We start from the raw sequence: 20,175 nt of genomic DNA, 5'->3' as shown, positions 1-20,175 counted from the left end.
GGGAGACGTGCGCTCCCCCGGCCGATCGAGTCGGCCGAGGAAGCGCACGCCGGATGACGCTGCTGCGTCACCCCAAACGGATGGCGACTAGTCGCGCGGCTTTTCCCGAAGCTCGTAGGCCTCGATGACGTCACCGACCTTGATGTCGGAGTAGGTGAGCGTCAAACCGCACTCGTAACCCTCGCGTACCTCGACGGCGTCTTCCTTCTCCCGCTTCAGCGAGGAGATGGTGACGGTCTCGGCGACAACCGTGTTGTCACGCAGCAGCCGGGCCTTCGCATTGCGACGGATGGTACCCGAGGTGACGAGGCAACCGGCGATGTTGCCGACCTTGGACGAACGGAACATCGCGCGGATCTCCGCCTTGCCCAGTTCGACCTCTTCGTAGATCGGCTTGAGCATGCCCTTGAGAGCCTTCTCGACCTCGTCGATGGCCTGGTAGATCACCGAGTAGTACCGGATGTCGACGCCCTCGCGGTTCGCCAACTCGGTCGCCTTGCCCTCGGCGCGGACGTTGAACCCGATGATGATCGCGTTCGACGCAGCGGCCAGGTTGACGTTGGTCTCGGTGACGCCACCGACACCGCGGTCGATGACCCGCAACTGCACCTCGTCGTCGATCTCGATGCCGTGCAGGGCCTCTTCCAAGGCCTCCACGGTTCCCGAGTTGTCGCCCTTGAGGATGAGGTTGAGCTGCGACGTCTCCTTGAGTGCCGAATCCAGGTCCTCGAGGCTGATGCGCTTGCGGCTCTTCGCGGCCAGGGCGTTGCGCTTCCGCGCATTGCGCCGGTCGGCGATCTGACGAGCGATGCGGTCCTCGTCGACCACGAGCAGGTTGTCGCCTGCACCGGGGACAGACGTGAAACCGACCACCTGGACGGGACGTGAGGGCAGGGCCTCGAGCACGTCGTCGCCGTGCTCGTCGACCATGCGGCGCACACGTCCGTATGCGTCGCCGGCCACGATCGAGTCGCCGACCCGCAGCGTTCCGCGCTGGATGAGCACGGTCGCGACGGGGCCGCGTCCACGGTCGAGGTGCGCCTCGATGGCGACACCCTGAGCGTCCATGTCCGGGTTGGCCCGCAGGTCGAGGGCGGCGTCCGCCGTCAACAGCACTGCTTCGAGCAGCGCGTCGATGTTGGTGCCCTGCTTCGCCGAGATGTCGACGAACATGGTGTCTCCGCCGTATTCCTCGGTGACCAGTCCGTACTCGGTGAGCTGCTGCCGGATCTTGTCCGGGTTCGCGCCTTCCTTGTCGATCTTGTTCACCGCGACCACGATCGGCACGTCGGCCGCCTGGGCGTGGTTGATCGCTTCCACCGTCTGCGGCATGACGCCGTCGTCGGCGGCGACGACCAGGATCGCGAGGTCGGTGGCCTTGGCACCACGGGCACGCATGGCCGTGAAGGCCTCGTGACCGGGGGTGTCGATGAACGTCACGAGACGCTCGTTGCCGTCGAGCTCGGTCAGCACCTGGTAGGCACCGATGTGCTGCGTGATGCCACCGGCCTCGCCCTCACGGACGTTGGCCTTGCGGATCGTGTCGAGCAGTCGGGTCTTACCGTGGTCGACGTGGCCCATGACGGTGACCACCGGCGGCCGGGACTCGAGGTCCTCTTCGCCGCCTTCGTCCTCGCCGTAGGTGAGGTCGAAGCTGTCGAGCAGCTCGCGGTCCTCGTCCTCCGGGCTGACGACCTGGACGACGTAGTTCATCTCGCCGCCGAGCAGTTCCAGCGTCTCGTCGTTGACCGACTGGGTCGCCGTCACCATCTCGCCGAGGTTGAACAGTGCCTGCACCAACGCTGCGGGGTTCGCGTCGATCTTCTCCGCGAAGTCCGACAGGGAGGCACCGCGGGCGAGGCGAATGGTCTCGCCGTTGCCACGGGGCAACCGCACGCCGCCGACGGCGGGCGCCTGCATGGAATCGTATTCCTGGCGCTTCTGACGCTTCGACTTGCGACCACGACGCGGGGCGCCACCGGGACGACCGAAGGCACCTGCTGCCGCACCGCGCTGACCGGGGCGTCCGCCGCCGCCGGGACGACCGCGGAAACCACCTGCGGGTGCTCCGCCACCGGGCGCGCCTGCGCCGGCACCGGGTGCTCCGCCGCCGCGGTATCCACCGCCGCCGCCACCGGGACGACCGCCGGGGGCTCCGCCGGGACGGCCGGGACGACCGCCGGGAGCGGGACGTGCCGAACGAGCGGGCATCGCGCCCGGGTTCGGGCGAGGAGGCATCGAGCCGGGGCTGGGACGGGGTCCACCCTGCCCCGGTGCCGGACGGGGACCGCCCTGACCGGGAGCCGGACGAGGACCGCCCTGACCGGGAGCCGGACGAGGACCGCCCTGACCCGGTGCCGGACGAGGACCGCCCTGACCGGGAGCCGGACGGGGTGCACCCGGGCGCGGCGCGCCGGGAGCGGGCCGGGGTGCCGGACGCTCCGCGGGAGCCGAGGAGTACGGGTTGTTACCGACGCGCGGAGGCTTCGGGCCGGGACGCGGTCCGCCGGGCTTGGCGCCCGTGGACGGAGCCGCGGGTGTGCTGGCCGCCGCAGGGGCGGCCGGCGCTGCCGGCGCTGCCGGAGCCGGGGCAGCCGGGGTGGGGCGACCGGGCTTGGGAGCGTTGCTCGCCGGTGCGGCCGGGGTGGCTGCGCTCGCTGCGGGTGCGGCCGGAGCCGGGGCCTGGGGTGTGGCCGCGGGGGCTGCTGCAGCGGGTGCGGCCGGAGCCGGGGCTGCCGGCTTGGGGCCGGGGCGGGGTCCGCCTGGCTTGGCCGAGGTCGCCGGGGCACTCGGCGCGGGCGCGCCGGGCTTGGCAGCCGGACGGGCTGCGGAATCGGCCGACTTCGCCGACGGGAAGGATTCCCGCAGACGCCGGGCTACGGGCGCCTCCACCGTGGAGGACGCCGACTTCACGAACTCGCCCTGCTCCTTGAGCGTTGCGAGTAGTTCTTTACTTGTGACACCGAGTTCTTTAGCCAACTCGTGCACGCGGGCCTTGCCTGCCACTGCTCTCCTCACTGATGAGGTCGAGCAGGAGGCTCCCCTGAGAGGGGCCCGCACGACCTCGGGTTATCTCCGATGGACGATCATCGCTGGTGCTTCACGGTGTGCTCATGAGTGCTTGTGCCTGTTCTGTTCGAGAGGTACTGCTCTGGGTGGGTGCCCTGCGCGTACCCAGTGGTCGACTTCTGACGTGTCGACACTTCCGGACACTCGCAGCGCTCTGCCGAATGCTCGGCGTCGTTCCGCGAGACTCAGGCAAACCTCGACGGGGTGCAGCCACGCACCTCGACCGGGAAGCCTGCGCCTCGGGTCCGGGGCGAGAACATGACCTTGCGGCCCGCTCTCACCAACCACAACCCTGAGCAGATCGACAGCCAGCGCGCGCTCCCTACATCCTATGCATGTTCGGACCGGAGAACCGGTAGGAACGCGCGCAGAATCGGGATGCTCATGCTGAACCATTGACCACTCTACCGCCGACTTGCCCCGATCTCCGCATTCCCGGCTCAACGACTGGTCGCGGCGGGTCCGCCTGCCGACTCGGGAGCGGGTGCGGCGTCGCTGCGGATGTCGATTCGCCACCCGGTCAAGCGCGCAGCAAGACGGGCATTTTGCCCTTCCTTGCCGATCGCGAGGGACAGCTGGAAGTCGGGGACGACGACACGCGCGGCGCGGGCCTCCGGATCCACGACAGTGACGGAGACCACTTTCGACGGCGACAGTGCGTTGCCGACGAACCGGGCCGGGTCGTCGTCGAAGTCGATGATGTCGATCTTCTCGCCGGCGAGTTCACTCATCACATTGCGCACCCGCTGACCCATCGGACCGATGCACGCACCCTTCGCGTTCAGCCCCTGCACCCGCGACTGGACGGCGATCTTCGACCGGTGGCCTGCCTCGCGGGCCACGGCGATGATCTCGACCGAGCCGTCCGCGATTTCCGGAACCTCGAGCGCGAACAGTTTACGCACGAGATTCGGGTGGGTGCGCGACAACGTGATCTGCGGCCCCCGCTGCCCGCGGGCGACACCGACGACGTAGCACTTGAGCCGCTCGCCGTGCTCGTAGTTCTCGCCGGGCACCTGCTCGGCGGGCGGGATCAGGCCCTCGGCGCCGCTGGCCTCGCTCCCGATCCGCACCACGACCATGCCGCGCGAGTTCGCCCGGGTGTCGCGCTGGATCACGCCGCCGACGATCTCACCCTCGTGGGTGGAGTACTCGCCGAAGCTCCGCTCGTGCTCGGCGTCGCGCAGCCGCTGGAGGATGACCTGGCGCGCGGTGGTCGCCGCGATCCGGCCGAACCCTTCCGGGGTGTCGTCCCATTCCTCGCCGACCATGTTGCCGTCGGAGTCGACGTCGTGCGCCATCACCCGCACGATGCCGCTCTTGGTGTCGACGTCGATCCGGGCGTGCTGCTGATGCCCCTCGGTGTGCCGGTAGGCGGTGAGCAGCGCCGTCTGGATCGTCGAGATGACGGTCTCGATCGAGATGCCCTTGTCTGCTTCGATGGCGCGCAGCGCCGCAATGTCGATATTCACTTGTCCAACCCCTCTACTACTTCTTCATCTTCCGACGCGTCTGCGTCCGCGGGTGCCACGCGGCCCTCGGGTATTCCGCCCGCGAGTTCCAGCTCCCTCGGGTCGGGTTTCGAGAATTCCACCTGCACAACAGCTTTTTGAATCTCCGGGAGCGCGATGCGCCGAACGTCCGGACCGGTGCGCGAGCCGATCACCACCGCGACCGAGTCGCCGTCGAGGGTTCCGATCCGGCCGACGACGGTCTCGTGCGCAAGGTCGATACGGGCCTTGCGGCCGCGGGCCCGCCGCCAGTGGCGCTCGTGCGTGAGTGGTCGGTCGATGCCGGGAGACGTGACCTCGAGCGTGTACGGGGACTCCCCGAAATCGGACACCGCATCGAACACTTCGGAGATCTCGTGGCTCAGGTTCGCGACCGCGTCGAGTTCGAGCCCGGCGTCGCTGTCCACCATGATCCGGACCGCGCTGTGTCTGCCCGCGAGGGTGACCGCAACGTCCTCCAAGTCGTAGCCCTGGCGTTGCACCAGATCGGAGATGAGCTCCGTCACCCTCTCCTTGGATGGAACCGGCATCGGGGAAGCTCCTCGTTTCAGTTGTCGCTCGTCGTGTGTCGTGGTCTGCAGGTCACCGTGCCGCACAGGGCAGCACCTCGAACCCGCCGGGACGGGTTCGAGCATCTAAGAGTAACGCCGATTCGAGGCGCCCGTGACCAGCCCCGGTGCTCGATTCCCGGGATCGCGGCCCGACCTGGCACCATGGACCGGTGCTCATGCCCACCGTCTCCCGGCCCCCGACATCCGGTCCGGCCGTGTCCCGGCGCACCGCTCTCCGGTTCGCAGCCGCCTCCGCGTTCGGCATCGCGAGCGTCCCCCTGCTGGCGGGGTGCGCCGACGGCGAGGACGCCGACACCGAGGTCGATTCACTGGTCGCGCAGTCGCGTCTGGCGCGTCGCGACGCCGCGGGCGCAGCGGCGACCATCGCACTACTGCCCGACCGCGGCGCGGCACTCGAACTCGTCCGCGCCCAGCGCACCGCCCACGCCGACGCGTTGGACGCCGAAATCGCCAGGGCCGCAGGAACGTACCCGGACGGCACCGCGCCGACCACGTCCGCTCCCCCGTCGGCGACACCGACTGCACCCGCACCTCCGCCCGGTCTCGAGCAGTTGCGGGCCGACCTGGCCGAGTCCCAGCGCAGTGCGGCCGACTCGGCACGCTCGCTGACCGCGTACCGCGCCGGACTGTGCGCGTCGATCAGCGCCGCGTGCGGAACGTACCTGGCGGTGGTGCTGCCGTGACGACACCCACCGAAGCCGAGAGCACGAGCCTCGGCGACGCGCTGGCCGCCGAACATTCCGCGGTGTTCGCCTACGGGGTGGTCGCAGCCTTCTCGAATCCCACGCGGGCGGCGCAGGTGGCCACCGCCGCCGCGGCCCACCGGGCCCGCCGGGACGAACTCCTGGACACGCTGACCGCGGCGGGTCTGACGGCCCCGGCCGCCGAAGCGGGCTACACGTTGCCGTTCCCGGTCGCCGACCCCATCACCGCCGCGCAGCTCGCGGCCCAGGTCGAGGCGGACACCGCGGTCGCGTGGCGGGCGGTCGTCGAGCACGGCGAGACGGCGGACACCCGCACGCTCGGCGTGACCGCGCTGACCGACGCCGCCGTCCGGGAGGCCACCTGGCGCGTGGCCCTCGGAACCGATCCGGTGGTCGACCCGTTTCCCGGCCAACCCTGACACACAGGTTCCCGCCCACCGGGATCGTGCCCCCACCCGGCGCGCTCCCGGCTTAGCGTCTCTTCCGACACACTGAACGACAACGGGAGGACGGCGGCGTGGACGAACGCTCGGTGGAGCAGCGTGTGGCGGACCTGGAGCGGGTGACCGCGATCAAGGCCCTCAAGTACCGCTACTGGCGAGCGTGCGACGGCAAGGATCCGGACGCGTTCCGTGCCTGCTTCGTCGCGTCCGGGGCGTCCGTCGACTTCGGCCCCCTCGGCCGGTTCGACGACGCCGACCGGCTCACGGACGTCTTCCGCAGCATCGCGCTCCACGAGGTGGACGGCGAGCACGTGATCCTGGACATGCACCACGGCTTCCATCCGGACATCGTGCTGCACAGCGACACCGAGGCGACCGGTACGTGGACGCTGCAGTTCCGCCAGGTCGATCTGCTGAAGCGGACGGAGACCGTGTCCGCCGGCGAGTACGACGACGCCTACCGCTTCGAGGACGGTGAATGGCGAATGTCGCGATGCCACTTCACCACTCGATGGTCGATCACCCGGCCGCTCACCGAGGACACGGTGGTCGTCCGGTGACCGCGCGGGTAGCTCTGGTCACCGGGGGAAGCCGCGGCGTCGGCAAGGGTGTCGCGACCGCGCTGGGAGCCGCCGGGTGGACCGTCTACGTCACCGGACGCGGCCCGGTCACCGCGGACAGCCCGTTGTCGGCGTCCGCGCGAGCGGTCAGCGACGCCGGGGGCAGCGGCATCGCGGTGGCGTGCGATCACCGCGTCGACGAGGAGGTGCACGCCCTGTTCGCCCGGATCTCGGACGAGCAGTCAGGCCGACTCGACCTGCTGGTCAACAACGTGTGGGCCGCCCCCGCGGGATTCGGCGGGTTCAGCACACCGTTCTGGGAACGGCCCCTCGGCGACTGGGACTCGCTGATCGGCGTCGGACTGCGCGCCCATTACGTCGCGTCGGTGGAGGCAGCCCGGTTGATGGTGCCCCGGCGGTCCGGGTTGATCGCGAACATCTCGTCGTTCGGGACCCGGGGACATCTGCACTCGGTGCTCTACGGCATGTCCAAGGCCGGGTTGGACAAGATGGCCAGCGACATGGCGGCGGAGCTGGCTCCGCACGACGTCCGCGCGGTCTCGCTGTGGCCGGGCATCGTGCGCACGGAGATGGTCGTCGCCAGCGGGATGGAGACCATCGCCGGCTTTCCCGTGGCGGACGCCGAGTCTCCCGAGTTCGTCGGCGAGGTGATCAGCGCCCTCACCGCGGACCCCACCCTGCCCGACCGCAGCGGCCACACGTTCGTGACGGCGGAGCTGGCCGTCGAGTACGGCATCACCGACACGCAGGGCCGCACCCCGCCGTCGCACCGGGGACCGTTCGGCGGCGGTCCCCTGTTCTGAGCCGTGGCCGTCAGGTCACGTCGCGACAGCGGACGAGCCAGATCGTGCCTGCCGCGAACGCGGCGACGTAGCCGGCCAGGACGAGCACCGACGTGCCGCCGTCGAGGATGTTCAGGACTCCCGGGGTGGTGTCGCCGCCGAAGTCGCGCAGCGAGCCGGCCAGCGAGCCCGCGGCGGTGCCGGGGAGGAAGTCCGTCACCACCGACACGGGGTCGAGGACGGCAGCGACTCCGCGGAGCAGGTTCTCGACCACCAGCACCCACACGAGGCCGAGACCGACGGACAACGCGGGCCCCCGCGCGAGGGCGCCGACGAGGACACCCGCCGCGGTCCACATGGCGAGGATGAGCATCCCGGAGGCGAGGGCCTTCAGCATCGCCGAGGCGGCAGGCAGATTCGCCGGCTCCGATTCGACCGTGGCGACGACGGTGGCCACCCCGACGTCGACGGCCGCCACGGTGAGGACGAGTCCGATCACCACGGTCAGCAGCGCGAGGAGTGTTCCGGCGAGTGCGGCCGATCGCGAAGGGCCCTGGGTGAACACGGTCTTCCATGTCCCCCACCCGTAGCCGCTGCCGATGGTGAGCGCGCCGAGGATGAGCATCAGCGCACCCCCGAACATGGCCATGCCCTGGGTGAACACCTGGGGCACCGCCGAGGGCAGCATCTGCGCGAGCAGCACGTCCGGGGGCGCCGACGACGCCATGTCGGTGGTGCCGCCGGTCGCATAGGTGATGTAGTTGAACAGATAGACGAAGACCAGGTTCAGCACGATCCACGCGGCGAGCAGCACCCACATCGACGGCCACTTCCGCAGTCGGAGAAGCTCGGCTCGCGTATTGGCGATCACTGCATTCATGACATTCTCCTCGGTTCGTTGCTCGCCGTGCGGTCGCCGTGACTGCTGTCGGACGTCATCGCGAAGAAGACGTCCTCGAGCGACCGCTCCCGCCGCGACAACTCGTGCAGGTCGATTCCCGCGTCGACGAGAACACGGGCCACCTTCGGGGCCAGTTCCGGCGACACGGCGACGGCGAGCGCGTCACCCACCGTGTCGACGACGTCGCGCCCCAGCAGTTCCGCGAGGACCGCCGCGGCCCGTTCCCGCGGATCGGCGCGCACCAGCAGGCTGGTGCCGCCGCGCAGTTCGGCGACGGTGGACTGCGCGACCAGCTCCCCGCGTGAGATCACGCCGACGCGATCGCAGATCTCCTGCACCTCGCTGAGCATGTGGCTGGACAGCATCACGGAATGCCCGGAATCGGCGAGTTCGACTATCAGTTCCCGCATCTCGGCCATCCCCGCCGGGTCGAGACCGTTGGTGGGTTCGTCGAGGATCAGCAGGTCGGGGTCGCCGAGGAGTGCGGCCGCGACACCGAGGCGCTGCTTCATCCCGAGCGAGTAGGTGCGGAACCGGTCGTGCCCGCGATCGCGCAGACCCACCCGGTGCAGCGCGGATTCCACCGCGTCGTCCGGCAGCCGGCGGTATCTGCTCAGTACCCGCAGGTTGTCGCGCCCGGACAGGTAGGGGAAGAATCCGGGGCCTTCGATCAGCACCCCGGTGCGCGCCGCCACCCCGCCGTCACCGGGTGCGCGCCCGAAGAGGGTCGCGGTCCCGGAGGTCGGCCGGACGAGGCCCGTGAGCATGCGCAGTGTGGTGGTCTTGCCTGCGCCGTTCGGTCCGAGGAACCCGTACACCTCGCCCGCCCGCACGGTCAGGCTGACGGCAGCGACCGCCGTGTGTTCGCCGTAGCGTTTGGTCAACCTGTCGGTGACCACGATGTCGGAAGTCATGGTTCCAGCCTCGGCCCCGCGGACGGCGCGCACATCCGCCTGCGCGCGTCTTCTCGCGTACGTGCCGCGGACGATGACAGCGTCGGCGGATCGGGTCTACGTTCGGGTGGTGCACATCGACCGGAGGGACACGTCGATCACCCCGCGGGACGTCCTGATCGTCCTGGGCGTCGCAATCGTGCAGGTCGTCGGCAGTGTCGGCGCCAACCACAACCAGTCGTGGGCGACGCCGCTGGACGCGGCGGGCTTCGTGTTGCTGGTGTGCGGTCCGCTCGCGCTGCTCTTCCGGCGACGGTCGCCGGTCACGGTCCTGCTCGTCGTTCTCGCCGTCACGGTCCTGTACGTCGGAAGGAGTTACGGGTACGGCCCGGTGTTCCTGTCGCTCGTGGTCGCGTTTCTCGGCGCGGCGACGGCCGGGTCGCGCTGGCACACGTATCCGGCCCTCGCGGTCGGTTACGTGCTGATCGTCTTCGCCGTGCCCGCCGTCTCGGCCGCCGAGACTCCGTCGCTCCTCGCTCTCACCGGCATCGCGGCCTGGCTGCTGGTGCTCCTCGCCGCCGCCGAGGTCGTCCGTCAGCGTCGTGGGACGCTCGACGCCCGCAGGCAACGCGCCGAGGCGGCGCGCCGCAGCACCCTGGACGAGCAGCGCCGCCGGGCCAGCGAGGAGCGGCTCGAGATCGCCCGCGAGCTGCACGATGTTCTGGCACACAGCCTTTCGCTCATCAACGTGCAGGCGTCGGTCGCACTCGAGCTGTGGGACAGCAGACCCGAACAGTCGCAGGAGGCGCTGTCCGCGATCAAGGTCGCGAGCCGCGACGCGATCGGCGACGTCCACGCGCTGCTGGCGTCGTTGCGCGGCGGCGGCGACGACAGCCCGCCCACCGCGCCGACCGCGGGGATCGGGGACCTGGACGGTGTGGTCGAGCGTGCCCGCGCCGCGGGTCTCGCGGTGACGACGGTCGTCGAGGGCGCACCGCGGCCGTTGCCCGCCGTGGTCGACGTCGCTGCGGCGCGCATCGTGCAGGAGTCGCTGACCAACGTGGCCCGTCACTCCGGCGGCTCGTCGGCCGACGTCACGGTGACGTACTCGCCCGCGTCCGTCCGCGTGCGGATCGACGACGACGGACGGGGCCCGGCCGGGGCGCCGGCCGGTGGCGGCGGAAACGGGATCCCCGGCATGCGGGAACGCGCCCGCGCCCTCGGTGGTGAGCTGACCGCCGGACCCGGACCGGGCGGCGGCTTCCGGGTGCAGGCGACGCTCCCCCTCGGACGCGACACGGCGGGCCGGGCATGACGATTCGCGTACTCGTCGCCGACGACCAGGCGCTCGTGCGGGCGGGTTTCGCCGCCCTGCTCGACGCCCAGCCGGACATCGCCGTGGCCGGTCAGGCCGAGAACGGTGAGCAGGCGGTGAGCCTGACCCGGGCGCTGGTTCCCGACGTCGTCCTCATGGACATCCGGATGCCGGTGCTCGACGGATTGGAGGCGACCCGGCGTATCGCCGCCGATCCCGCGTTGTCCGGGGTGCGGGTGGTGGTGCTCACCACCTTCGAATTGGACGAGTACGTCTTCGAGGCGATGCGCGCGGGGGCGACGGGTTTCCTGGTCAAGCACACCGAGCCCGCCGAACTGGTGCGGGCGGTCCGTGTGGTGGCCGACGGGGATGCCCTGCTGTCGCCGTCCGTGACGCGGAAACTGGTCGCGGAGTTCGCGACCCACGCCAAACGGCCGCCGCACTCCGGCCGCCTCGACGACCTCACCGATCGTGAACGCGAGGTGATGATCCTGATCGCCGAGGGCCTCACCAACGCCGAGATCGGCGCGCGACTGTTCCTGAGCCCGGCCACCGCCCGCACGCACGTCAGCCGGATTCTGTTGAAACTCGGCGCCAGGGACCGCACACAACTGGTGGTGATGGCGTACGAGTGGGGCATGGTTCGGCCGGGCTGGCAGGACTGACACTCGGTCCGGCCCCGTCACGTCGACGCCAGGACCGCCTTCGACCGTCCCGGCATGAGGGCGGCGGCGGCGACCGCGACCGCCACGGATCCGGCTCCCACGTACAGCGCCGGCGCGAGGGCGTCGATGTACCCGGTCGGCGTGAGGCTGCCGCCCGCACCGAGGAACACCGCGGTCAGCAGCGCGATCCCCAGCGCGACTCCGATCTCCCGGAGCGTCGCGTTGGTCGAACTGGCCGTGCCGTGGTCGGCCTCGGGCATGTCGGCGAGGACGGCCGTCGCGTTGGGGGCGAACGTCAGACCCATTCCCGCACCGGCCATCACGAACGCCGGAACCATGCTGCCGTAGGTGGCGCCGGGGACGATGAGCGACGCCATCCAGAGCAGTGACAGTCCCTGCAGCACCAGTCCGGTGACGAGGAGGGTCCGGACGCCCAGCCGAGGCGCGAGCAACCCCGCGATCGGCGCCACCACCATCGGTGCCGCCGTCCACGGCAGCGTTCTCAGGCCGGCCTCGAACGGGGAATATCCCATGACGATCTGGAGGTACTGCGACAGGAGGAAGACGGCACCCATCATTCCCAGCGTGAACGTCAGCCCGATCACGTTGGCCAAGGAGAACTGACGGGACCGGAACAACCGTAGCGGCATCACGGGAAACGGTGTGCGCAACTCGCGCACCACGAACGCCGCGAGTAGCACCCCCGCTGCGACGAGGGCACCGAGAACCGTGGCACTGGTCCAGCCGTCGTCGTTGCCGTGCACGATGCCCCAGACTCCGAGGAACACCGCGGCCCCGGCCAATACGACGCCGAGCGGATCCAGCGGTTGCCGCTTCCCCTTCGACTCGCCGAGCGCATAGAGCGCCAACGGGATCGCGACCGCGGCGACGGGAACGTTGATCCAGAACACGGCCTGCCACGACACCCCGTCGACGACGGCGCCGCCGATCACCGGGCCGAGAGCGATTCCGAGCCCCGAGACGCCGCCCCAGATCCCGATGGCGAGGGCCCGCGCCGCGAGCGGCACGGCCCCGGCGAGCAGGGTGAGCGAGAGCGGCATGATCGCGGCCGCGCCGACGCCCTGGACGGCCCGCGCCGCGATCAGCATCTCGGAGGTGGTCGACAGCGCCGAGGCGATCGACGCCAGCGCGAAGAGCACTATGCCCCAGAGGAATACACGCCGGCGCCCGAGCCGGTCGCCGAGCGCCGACAGCGTCAGCATCAAGGTCGCGAAGGCCAGCGTGTAGGCGTTCATGAACCACTGCAGCTGCCCCACCGACGCACTCAGGTCGCGTTGGATCACCGGCAGGGCGCTGGTCATCACGAGGTTGTCGAGCGTGGCCATGAACATCGGGATCGAGGCGGCGGTGATCGCCAGCCACACCGGCACCGTCCGGCCGCGGCGATGCCCCGGGGGCGGCGCCGCCGACTCGTGGTCGAGGCGTTCGGAGAGTGTCGTCATGACGGGACCTCACATCCGAGTCGGGGTTGAGGAAGCAGAAGTTGTAAGCATCAGATGATTACTTATTTCGGAGACTAGTAATCAACTGATAACATGTCAACATGGCCTCGCCCGTGAAACAGACCCGCATGAGCGCGACGGAACGGCGTGAACTCGTACTGGCGGCCGCCTCCCGCGCGTTCGCCAGGGACGGCTATCACGGCACCAGCACCGACGCCGTCGCACGCGAGGCGGGGGTGTCGCAGCCGTACGTGGTCCGCATGTTCGGTTCGAAATCGCGGCTGTTCGCCGACGTCTTCGACCGCGCGATGTCCCGGATCCTCGAGACCTTCGAGCCCTGGTTCGACGGTGTCGCCGCCGACCCCGAGAACGACGAATCGTGGCTCCCGATGGGCGTCGCGTACACCGAACTGCTCGAGGACCGCGACCTCCTGCTGGTGATGATGCACGGCTTCACGTCCGGCGCGAACCCGGAGATCGGCGCACTGGCGCGCGACTGGATGTCCCGGCTCTACACACAGATCCGTACGAGCACCGGCTGCAGCCCCGAACGGGCCCGCACCTTCATCGCCAACGGAATGCTGCTCAACACCCTGCTCGCCATGCAGGTGCCCGAACATGCCGGGCAGGATCCGGCGCTCGAGGAACTCGCCGTGTGCGCGTTCGGGAACACCCTGGACGCCGCGAGCTCCGAGAACTGATCCGTGATCGGCGATTTCCGCTCTTGATCTTGCTCATCGGACACACGGCGGGGCACGATGGAAGCGTGCGGAAGGGGTGTAGCCGTGGACCGAGCCGTTGAGTCTCGACTGAGCTATTCCGACAGGGAGGGTCACCACCACACCGTGGACCTCTCCCCCACTTCCGCGCGCGTCACGATCGGACGGTCGCCCGGCTCCGATCTACTCCTCACGGAGGACGACGAGGTCTCGCGCCTCCACGCCGTGCTCGAATGCGTCGGCTCGCACTGGACCATCCTCGACGACGGACTCTCGCGTAACGGCACGTTCGTCAACGGCGAGCGGCTCGCCGGCCGGCGCCGGCTCCGGCAGGGCGACAGCATCCGCATCGGCGGAACCAAGATCCGGTACCTCGAATTCGGCGGCGCCCTCGACGAGGCCACCCGGATGGGGACCGACATGCCCGACGTCCGGTCCCTGACCGACACCCAGCGAGCGGTCCTCACGGCGCTGTGCCGGCCGTACAAGCACGGCGCCGCGTTCGCGAATCCCGCGTCGAACCAGCAGATCGCGCAGGAGTTGTTCCTCAGCGTCGACGCGATCAAGACGCATCTGCGCGCATTGTTCGCGAAATTCGGCGTCGGCGATCTCCCGCAGAATCAGAAGCGGGTCAGCCTGGCCGAGCGGGCCATGCGCAGCGGCATCATCAACGAGCGCGATCTCTGATCAGCACGCGGCCATCAGCTCGCGGTCGTGCGCGGCCGTATCACCGTGGGCGATCCGCTCGACGAGTCCGATGATGGCGAGCGCGACGTCGGCCGCACGCTCGAGGATCACCGAGTGACCCGCCCCGTCGACGCTCACGAGTTCCGAAGCGGGGAGCTTCGAGGCCATTGCGACCGAATGCTGGAGCGGGGTGAGCATGTCCACCGAGCCGCACAGGATCAGCGACGGGATGTGCGCGAGCGCGGCGAGGGAGTGCCGCTCGTCGAACCCGAGCAGGGATTCCAGGAAGCTCGACATGGTGACGACGGACGTGGTGTTGGCCATCGCCGCGACCAGTGCGGCCAGGCGGGGGTCGACGACCCGGTTGCGGGCGCCTGCCGCGCGGGCGATCGCCGTGCAGACGGTGCGGCCTACCCGCTTCGATCCGTGCACGACCCGCGGCGCGCGACGCACCGCGGTGCGGAACAGCGACACCGCGGGGCTGCGCAGGTGCCGGCCGAGGCCCGCCTCGGCGAGATCGCACGCCGCGGTGGAGATCAGGGCCATGCCCACGATCCGCGAACCGATGGTGTGCGGGTTCTGCCGGGTGTAGGACAGCGCGGTCATCCCGCCCATCGAGTGCCCGACGAGGACGACCGGGCCGTGCGGTGCGACGGCGTCGAGCACGGAACCGAGGTCGCGGCCGAGCTGATCGATCGTGTAGGTGGCGGCCGGCGCTTCACCCGACTCACCGTGCCCCCGATGATCGTAGAAGACCATGCGAACATCGTTGCGCCAGAAGCGGACCAGCTGTTCGCGCAGCGCCCACCAGGATTCGGTGCGCAGGCAGTGACCGTGGACGAACACCACCGTGGTGGCCGCGTCGGGCGAACCGAACTCGCGAACCGCGAGCGGGACCCCGTCGTCGGTCCTGACCGTGAGGCGACGACCTTCGTGCTCATGTGCAACCGGGGTGTTCGTCATGATGGCCTCCTCGGTTTCTTCGCTCGCGGCTGGTGAAGCGTTACGTCCTTGCTTGTCCCCTACTCTGCCGCGCACCGTCTGCACCAACCAGGACCCCCAGTGGTGGCCACCGCACCCGGAGGTGTCGCGCATTCCACCCCTGGGGTGGGTGGACACGGGCATGCCGGTCATCCCCCTCGGCGAGGAGGCATCCGCATGCAGTGCCGGCGCGGAAGGACCCCGGATTCGTCCCCTCGTGAGTTCCGATTCCGGGGTCCCCGCCGCGACGAAGCAACCGGTCCGGGTCGCCCGCGACTGGAGGGTGTTCTCTGCTGCCGTTTCAGGATGCGGTGTCCGGACGGGCACCACCAGGCACCCCGGGGTGGGGAACCCGTCACCCCCAGGGAAGGCCCGGACCGCCCTGGCCGCCGAAGTCGTGGCCGCCGACGCTCGTTCCACCGGGCCCGGCCTTGATTCCGTCGACGGCGATCGGCCCGACGTGCGGGCCGCCGATGTCGACGTTGCCGCCCTGTGCGTTCGGTCCGGGAGCAAGGGTGCTCACGGAGGGATCGTCGGACGGGGCGTCCGGCGCCGCCGACGCGATGCCTGAGCCCGCCGCGAGGACGAAGAACGCGGCCGCGACGGTGGCACCCGTGCGTGTGAGGACAGTGGAGAAGCCGAAGGACGTCGACATGGGAAGAACCTTTCGCAGTGCGTGACAGGGGGCGGGGTGGGCGGTACGGGCATGGCGCCGAGGGGCCGGCACCTGACGGTGTCGACCCCTCGGCGTTCAGTGAGATCGAGCGATCACGACTCGGTCAGAAGCAGAAGACGAACCCGCAGTTCTGGGTGTTGTCCGTGGTGGTCGTGTCACCGGCACCCGCGCCTCCGTTCGCGGAGCCGCCGTTCGCATCCCCGGCATTGCCTCCATTGGCATCTCCGGCGTTCCCGCCGTTTCCTCCGTTGCCACCGTTGCCGGCGTTCTGGGGGCCGGTCGTGGTGCCCGGGCTGCCGATCACCGGACCGCCCAGCACGACGTTTCCACCGGAGCCGTTGCCGCCGTTGCCGCCGGCACCGCCCTGAGACGTGCCGCCGTTGCCACCCTGCGACGTGCCGCCCGGTGCCGTGCCGCCGTTGCCACCCGGATCGGCGGAGGCGATTCCCGCTCCGGCGGTGAGGGCGAAGCCCGCGATCGCGAGAGCGGAGAGGGTGCGCTTGAAGGTGTGTGCCATGTGTGGATCTTTCTGTGGGGGTGGGGTTTTGCTTGCCACATAAGAATGCGCTGAGAGCGCCCACCCGGACAGATACCCCAGGGGGCGCAAGCGGCACCCCGAGGGATGACGCCGCCCCACCCCGTGGAGCCGTGCCTACGGCCGCATTTCGTACGCCCCGTCGTACCCTTCCACCTGCGCCCACACCCGCGAGAATCGTTCCGCGTCCACGACGGGCCGGCGGATCGCGCCGAGCGCCCACTGCTGCTGAGCCTCCGTGGCGGACGATTTACCGTGCAGCGCAACGGCATAACGAGAGAAGTCGCGAATCTGGAAGTCGAAGATCTGGTCGATCAGGTCGCGGTCGATGCCGGCGATGCCGGCCTGCTCGAGAATGAGGTGCCCGTACACCACGAGCGAAAACAGATGCCCGAGGTCGAGCAGGAAGTCGAGGTCCTTCTGCTGGTCGGCGTCGGGCGGGGCGGTGGTGAGCAGTTCCCGCAACGCCGTCGCCTGCTCGTGGAACCGGGCCACGTTCGGGACGTCCGAATGCGCCTCGTACACCGTCGTCCAGTCGTGGAACCGGATCTTGCCCGCACCTCGGGTCGGTCCCTGCGCCCAGAAGAAGGCGTCGTCGGCGGCGTCGAGCCGGGTGCCGACCTCCGGGTACTCCGCGGGATTGAGCAAATAGTTCGGCATGAACTTCAGGATCAGGCCGACGTTGACGTGTACCGTTCCCTCGAGCTTCGGCAGGGTGCCGATCAGCTGGGCGGCCTCCCGGAAGTAGGTGTTCTTCTCGTAGCCCTTCGCCGCGATCACGTCGTGCAGGAGCGCGATCACCTTCTCCCCCTCGGAGGTGACCTTCGCCTTCGTCATCGGGTTGAACAGCAGGTACCGGCGGTCGTCGAGACCGGCGCTGCGGAAGTAGTCGACGGAGCGGGCGCTGAACAGCTTCATCGCGACCAGCCTGCTGTAGGCGTCGACGAAGTTGCCGCGCACATGCGGGAAATCGGTGACGGGGTTTCCGTACAGAATCCTGTTGCGCGCGTGGGTGATCGACTCGTAGAACGCATGCTCGGAGATACCGATCGAACCCGTGCACAGGTTGAACTTGCCGACGTTGACCGTGTTCAGCGCGGCCTCGAACGCGGCGACCCCGGTGTGCAGGATGTCCTCTTCCCGGACCGGGTAGTCCTCGAGCCGGAACGTGCTGACGTACATCTGGCCGTGCACCACGTTGCCCTGCAGGTGGTACGCCGGGTGGCGGCTGTCCGCGACGAAGAAGACGTAGCCGTCGCTGCCCTCGACATCGGTGCGCCGGCCGAACACCGACACCATGCCCGCGACGTTGCCGTTGCCGATGTAGTACTTGTCGCCGCTCGCGGTGAACGCGAGATCCGGATCACCCTCGGCAGGGGTCAGCAGCATGTCCGTCGAGTAGACGTCCGCACCGTGCTCGCGCTCCGACAGACCGAACGCCAGCACCCCACCGTCGTCGAGGAGCCTCGCGGCGCGATCCTTCGCAGCCCGGTTCCCGCTCATCCAGATGGGGCCGAGACCCAGAACCGTCACCTGCCACGCGTACCAGTACGCCAGCCCGTAGAACCCGAAGATCTCACTGAGCGCGGCGTTGCGCGCGGCATCCCAGCGTTTGCCCGGGTCGCCGCCCGCCGACTCGGCAGGCGTGAGGAACGTGGCGAACAGCTTCTCCCGTTTCACGAACTCCAGGAAGTCCTCGGGCCAGACCGCCTCGAGATCGTCCTCGATGAGCCGCTTCTTACCCCGCGACTCGAACCACTCGATCAGCGCCCGCAGCAGTCTGCGCGTCTCCGGATCGAAATGCTCGGGATCGTAGGAGTTCGGATCGAACAGCAGGGAGTTCGTCACAGCAGGCCTTTCGTCCGGACGTGTCAGGCCAAGCTAACAGTCCGGACGAAAGGCGTGGGGCGGTTTGATCAGCCCCTGACGGTCTTGACGATCTCGCTCAGCGCGGACTCCGCGGCCACCTCGCGGCTCTCGCCGGTGAAGCGGTCCCGCACCTCCACCTTGCCCTCGCCCCAGCCGCGGCCGACGACCACGACCAGCGGGACACCGAGCAGTTCGGAGTCCTTGAACTTCACGCCCGGCGACGCCTTGCGGTCGTCGAGGATGACCTCGAGACCGGCCTTGTCGAGGTCGGCGGCGAGCCCCTCGGCGCCTTCCCGGGCGGTGTCGTCCTTGTTGGCGATCACCACGTGCACGTCGGCGGGCGACACCTCGGCCGGCCAGCGCAGGCCCTTCTCGTCGTGGTGCTGTTCCGCGATCACCGCGACGAGACGGGAGACGCCGACGCCGTAGGACCCCATCGTGGGCCGGACGGGCTTGCCGTTCTCGCCGAGCACGTCCACGGAGAACACGTCGGTGTACTTGCGACCCAGCTGGAAGACGTGACCGATCTCGATGCCCCGCGCCGCGACGAGTTCACCGGCGCCGTCGGGTGACGGGTCGCCGCCGCGGACCTCGGCGGCCTCGATGGTGCCGTCCGGGACGAAATCGCGGCCCGCGACGAGCCCGACCACGTGCTTGCCCTTCTCGTCGGCTCCGGTGATCCAGCTGGTGCCGTCGACGATGCGCGGATCGACGAGGTACCGGACACCGTTGGCCTGCAGCGCCTTCGGTCCGACGTACCCCTTGACCAGGAACGGGTTGGCCTCGAAGTCCGCTTCAGTGAGCAGTTCGAACTCGGCGGGCTCGAGCGAGGCGCCGAGACGCTTGTCGTCGACCTCGCGGTCGCCGGGGACACCGATGGCGAGCAGTTCCCACTTCCCGCCGGGCTGCCGGACCTTGACGAGGAGGTTCTTCAGCGTGTCCGCGGCGGTGACGGTCCGGCCCAGGTCGGCGTCGTTGGCCCACGCGACGAGCGTCGCGATCGTCGGGGTGTCCGGCGTGTCGTACACCTTCGCGGCGGGCAGTCCGTCGAACGGAATGGGCTCGGGAGCGAGCGTCTTCACAGCCTCCACGTTGGCGGCGTAGCCGGACTCGAGGCAGCGGACGTACGTGTCCTCACCGATCTCGCTCTCCGCGAGGAACTCCTCCGACGCGCTGCCGCCCATCGCACCGGACGTCGCCGACACGATCACGTACTTGACGCCGAGCCGGGCGAAGATCCGCTCGTAGGCGTCGCGGTGCGCCTGGTACGACTCGGTGAGGCCGTCGTCGGTGAGGTCGAAGGAGTACGAATCCTTCATGACGAACTCGCGGCCGCGGAGGATGCCGGCCCGCGGACGCTCCTCGTCGCGGTACTTGGTCTGCACCTGGTACAGGGTGACCGGGAAATCCTTGTACGAGTTGTACTCGCCCTTGACGGTGAGCGCGAACAGTTCCTCGTGGGTGGGTCCGAGCAGGTAGTCGCCGCCCTTGCGGTCCTTCAGGCGGAACAGTCCGTCGCCGTACTCGGTCCAGCGGTTGGACGCCTCGTACGGTTCCCGCGGGAGGAGTGCGGGCAGGGAGATCTCCTGCGCACCGATGCCGTTCATCTCTTCCCGCACCACCCGCTCGACCTCGCGCAGCACGCGCAGACCCAGCGGCAGCCACGAGTAGACGCCGGGCGCGATTCGACGCACGTAACCGGCGCGGACCAGCAGCTTGTGGCTGGGGACCTCGGCGTCGGCGGGGTCGTCGCGCAGCGTGCGGAGGAACAGGTGGGACAGGCGGGTAATCACGGGATACCAGAATAGT

Annotated in this window: 20 protein-coding genes; 8 read left to right on the top strand and 12 right to left on the bottom strand. The window is 69.5% G+C overall.

The window, feature by feature from the left end:
* Positions 1–87: 87 nt before the first annotated feature.
* The 4 genes from infB to rimP all read right to left on the bottom strand — a co-directional run bounded on the left by infB (position 88) and on the right by rimP (position 5,110).
* The gene (infB, locus tag ACFTZB_RS08425; protein ID WP_378431038.1) at positions 88–3,006 is read right to left on the bottom strand and encodes a translation initiation factor IF-2; all 2,919 of its coding nucleotides are present in this window, start codon (positions 3,004–3,006) and stop codon (positions 88–90) included.
* A gap of 105 nt (positions 3,007–3,111) precedes the next feature.
* Positions 3,112–3,465: a YlxR family protein gene (locus ACFTZB_RS08420; RefSeq protein ID WP_378431037.1), complete on the bottom strand. Its 354-nt coding sequence runs from the start codon at positions 3,463–3,465 to the stop codon at positions 3,112–3,114.
* A 44-nt stretch (positions 3,466–3,509) separates the two neighbouring features.
* Positions 3,510–4,541, bottom strand: a complete 1,032-nt coding sequence (gene nusA / locus ACFTZB_RS08415) for a transcription termination factor NusA (RefSeq protein ID WP_072937876.1) — start codon at positions 4,539–4,541, stop codon at positions 3,510–3,512.
* On the bottom strand, positions 4,538–5,110 hold the full coding sequence (rimP, locus tag ACFTZB_RS08410; RefSeq protein ID WP_378431035.1) for a ribosome maturation factor RimP: 573 nt from the start codon (positions 5,108–5,110) through the stop codon (positions 4,538–4,540). The genes nusA and rimP overlap by 4 nt, the downstream gene beginning before the upstream one ends.
* A 197-nt stretch (positions 5,111–5,307) precedes the next feature.
* On the opposite strand from rimP, the gene ACFTZB_RS08405 reads away from it, so the two are divergent.
* The 4 genes from ACFTZB_RS08405 to ACFTZB_RS08390 all read left to right on the top strand — a co-directional run bounded on the left by ACFTZB_RS08405 (position 5,308) and on the right by ACFTZB_RS08390 (position 7,683).
* On the top strand, positions 5,308–5,835 hold the full coding sequence (locus tag ACFTZB_RS08405; RefSeq protein ID WP_378431048.1) for a hypothetical protein: 528 nt from the start codon (positions 5,308–5,310) through the stop codon (positions 5,833–5,835).
* On the top strand, positions 5,832–6,275 hold the full coding sequence (locus ACFTZB_RS08400; protein ID WP_378431034.1) for a ferritin-like domain-containing protein: 444 nt from the start codon (positions 5,832–5,834) through the stop codon (positions 6,273–6,275). Before ACFTZB_RS08405 ends, ACFTZB_RS08400 begins: the two co-directional genes overlap by 4 nt.
* A gap of 98 nt (positions 6,276–6,373) precedes the next feature.
* The gene (locus ACFTZB_RS08395) at positions 6,374–6,859 is read left to right on the top strand and encodes a nuclear transport factor 2 family protein (RefSeq protein WP_378431033.1); all 486 of its coding nucleotides are present in this window, start codon (positions 6,374–6,376) and stop codon (positions 6,857–6,859) included.
* Positions 6,856–7,683, top strand: coding sequence for an SDR family NAD(P)-dependent oxidoreductase (locus tag ACFTZB_RS08390; RefSeq protein ID WP_378431032.1), 828 nt, complete (start codon positions 6,856–6,858; stop codon positions 7,681–7,683). Before ACFTZB_RS08395 ends, ACFTZB_RS08390 begins: the two co-directional genes overlap by 4 nt.
* 10 nt (positions 7,684–7,693) lie before the next feature.
* Here ACFTZB_RS08390 and ACFTZB_RS08385 read toward each other — a convergent pair whose 3' ends face one another.
* Complete coding sequence (locus ACFTZB_RS08385) at positions 7,694–8,542, bottom strand: ABC transporter permease subunit (RefSeq protein WP_378431031.1); 849 nt, start codon at positions 8,540–8,542, stop codon at positions 7,694–7,696.
* Positions 8,539–9,477: an ABC transporter ATP-binding protein gene (locus ACFTZB_RS08380; RefSeq protein ID WP_378431030.1), complete on the bottom strand. Its 939-nt coding sequence runs from the start codon at positions 9,475–9,477 to the stop codon at positions 8,539–8,541. Before ACFTZB_RS08380 ends, ACFTZB_RS08385 begins: the two co-directional genes overlap by 4 nt.
* Here ACFTZB_RS08380 and ACFTZB_RS08375 point away from each other — a divergent pair.
* Together ACFTZB_RS08375 and ACFTZB_RS08370 are read left to right on the top strand one after the other, a co-directional pair.
* Entirely contained in the window at positions 9,476–10,771 is a 1,296-nt protein-coding gene (locus ACFTZB_RS08375) for a sensor histidine kinase (RefSeq protein ID WP_378431029.1), read from the top strand. The two genes, ACFTZB_RS08380 and ACFTZB_RS08375, sit on opposite strands and share 2 nt — an antisense overlap.
* Positions 10,768–11,436: a response regulator gene (locus tag ACFTZB_RS08370; protein ID WP_378431028.1), complete on the top strand. Its 669-nt coding sequence runs from the start codon at positions 10,768–10,770 to the stop codon at positions 11,434–11,436. The genes ACFTZB_RS08375 and ACFTZB_RS08370 overlap by 4 nt, the downstream gene beginning before the upstream one ends.
* Positions 11,437–11,453: 17 nt before the next feature.
* On the opposite strand, the gene ACFTZB_RS08365 is transcribed toward ACFTZB_RS08370, so the two are convergent.
* Positions 11,454–12,899 (bottom strand): DHA2 family efflux MFS transporter permease subunit, encoded by a 1,446-nt coding sequence (locus ACFTZB_RS08365; protein WP_378431027.1) that lies wholly within the window; start codon positions 12,897–12,899, stop codon positions 11,454–11,456.
* Positions 12,900–13,000: 101 nt separating this feature from the next.
* Between ACFTZB_RS08365 and ACFTZB_RS08360 the strand changes: the two genes are divergently transcribed.
* Both ACFTZB_RS08360 and ACFTZB_RS08355 read left to right on the top strand, forming a co-directional pair.
* Positions 13,001–13,600, top strand: a complete 600-nt coding sequence (locus tag ACFTZB_RS08360; RefSeq protein WP_378431026.1) for a TetR/AcrR family transcriptional regulator — start codon at positions 13,001–13,003, stop codon at positions 13,598–13,600.
* A gap of 57 nt (positions 13,601–13,657) precedes the next feature.
* A complete protein-coding gene (locus tag ACFTZB_RS08355; protein ID WP_072937866.1) occupies positions 13,658–14,305 on the top strand; it encodes an FHA domain-containing protein in 648 nt (215 codons plus the stop codon).
* Here ACFTZB_RS08355 and ACFTZB_RS08350 read toward each other — a convergent pair whose 3' ends face one another.
* The 5 genes from ACFTZB_RS08350 to ACFTZB_RS08330 all read right to left on the bottom strand — a co-directional run bounded on the left by ACFTZB_RS08350 (position 14,306) and on the right by ACFTZB_RS08330 (position 20,159).
* Positions 14,306–15,268 carry an alpha/beta fold hydrolase gene (locus tag ACFTZB_RS08350; RefSeq protein ID WP_378431024.1) on the bottom strand — a complete coding sequence of 321 codons (963 nt, stop codon included), beginning with the start codon at positions 15,266–15,268 and terminating at the stop codon, positions 14,306–14,308. It lies immediately after the preceding gene.
* A 373-nt stretch (positions 15,269–15,641) separates the two neighbouring features.
* Positions 15,642–15,941 carry a hypothetical protein gene (locus ACFTZB_RS08345; protein ID WP_378431023.1) on the bottom strand — a complete coding sequence of 100 codons (300 nt, stop codon included), beginning with the start codon at positions 15,939–15,941 and terminating at the stop codon, positions 15,642–15,644.
* Positions 15,942–16,065: 124 nt separating this feature from the next.
* Entirely contained in the window at positions 16,066–16,479 is a 414-nt protein-coding gene (locus ACFTZB_RS08340; protein ID WP_174705457.1) for a hypothetical protein, read from the bottom strand.
* Between the two features lie 135 nt (positions 16,480–16,614).
* Positions 16,615–18,345 carry an acyl-CoA dehydrogenase family protein gene (locus tag ACFTZB_RS08335; RefSeq protein ID WP_378431022.1) on the bottom strand — a complete coding sequence of 577 codons (1,731 nt, stop codon included), beginning with the start codon at positions 18,343–18,345 and terminating at the stop codon, positions 16,615–16,617.
* 68 nt (positions 18,346–18,413) lie between these two features.
* Positions 18,414–20,159 carry a proline--tRNA ligase gene (locus tag ACFTZB_RS08330; protein WP_378431020.1) on the bottom strand — a complete coding sequence of 582 codons (1,746 nt, stop codon included), beginning with the start codon at positions 20,157–20,159 and terminating at the stop codon, positions 18,414–18,416.
* Positions 20,160–20,175 lie beyond the last annotated feature (16 nt).

This window comes from Rhodococcus sp. NPDC057014 (assembly GCF_042673295.1).
GTDB lineage: Bacteria > Actinomycetota > Actinomycetes > Mycobacteriales > Mycobacteriaceae > Rhodococcus_F.
This window is presented reverse-complemented; position numbering and strand designations above follow the sequence as displayed.

Coding starts and splice junctions, on each gene's coding strand:
- ACFTZB_RS08370 (WP_378431028.1), top strand. CDS start 10,768: ATGACGATTCGCGTACTCGTCGCCGACGACCAGGCGCTCGTGCGGGCG.
- ACFTZB_RS08345 (WP_378431023.1), bottom strand. CDS start 15,941: ATGTCGACGTCCTTCGGCTTCTCCACTGTCCTCACACGCACGGGTGCC.
- rimP (WP_378431035.1), bottom strand. CDS start 5,110: ATGCCGGTTCCATCCAAGGAGAGGGTGACGGAGCTCATCTCCGATCTG.
- ACFTZB_RS08360 (WP_378431026.1), top strand. CDS start 13,001: ATGGCCTCGCCCGTGAAACAGACCCGCATGAGCGCGACGGAACGGCGT.
- ACFTZB_RS08385 (WP_378431031.1), bottom strand. CDS start 8,542: ATGAATGCAGTGATCGCCAATACGCGAGCCGAGCTTCTCCGACTGCGG.
- ACFTZB_RS08340 (WP_174705457.1), bottom strand. CDS start 16,479: ATGGCACACACCTTCAAGCGCACCCTCTCCGCTCTCGCGATCGCGGGC.
- ACFTZB_RS08375 (WP_378431029.1), top strand. CDS start 9,476: ATGGTTCCAGCCTCGGCCCCGCGGACGGCGCGCACATCCGCCTGCGCG.
- ACFTZB_RS08350 (WP_378431024.1), bottom strand. CDS start 15,268: ATGACGAACACCCCGGTTGCACATGAGCACGAAGGTCGTCGCCTCACG.
- ACFTZB_RS08420 (WP_378431037.1), bottom strand. CDS start 3,465: ATGGTTCAGCATGAGCATCCCGATTCTGCGCGCGTTCCTACCGGTTCT.
- ACFTZB_RS08380 (WP_378431030.1), bottom strand. CDS start 9,477: ATGACTTCCGACATCGTGGTCACCGACAGGTTGACCAAACGCTACGGC.
- ACFTZB_RS08355 (WP_072937866.1), top strand. CDS start 13,658: ATGGAAGCGTGCGGAAGGGGTGTAGCCGTGGACCGAGCCGTTGAGTCT.
- ACFTZB_RS08405 (WP_378431048.1), top strand. CDS start 5,308: ATGCCCACCGTCTCCCGGCCCCCGACATCCGGTCCGGCCGTGTCCCGG.
- ACFTZB_RS08365 (WP_378431027.1), bottom strand. CDS start 12,899: ATGACGACACTCTCCGAACGCCTCGACCACGAGTCGGCGGCGCCGCCC.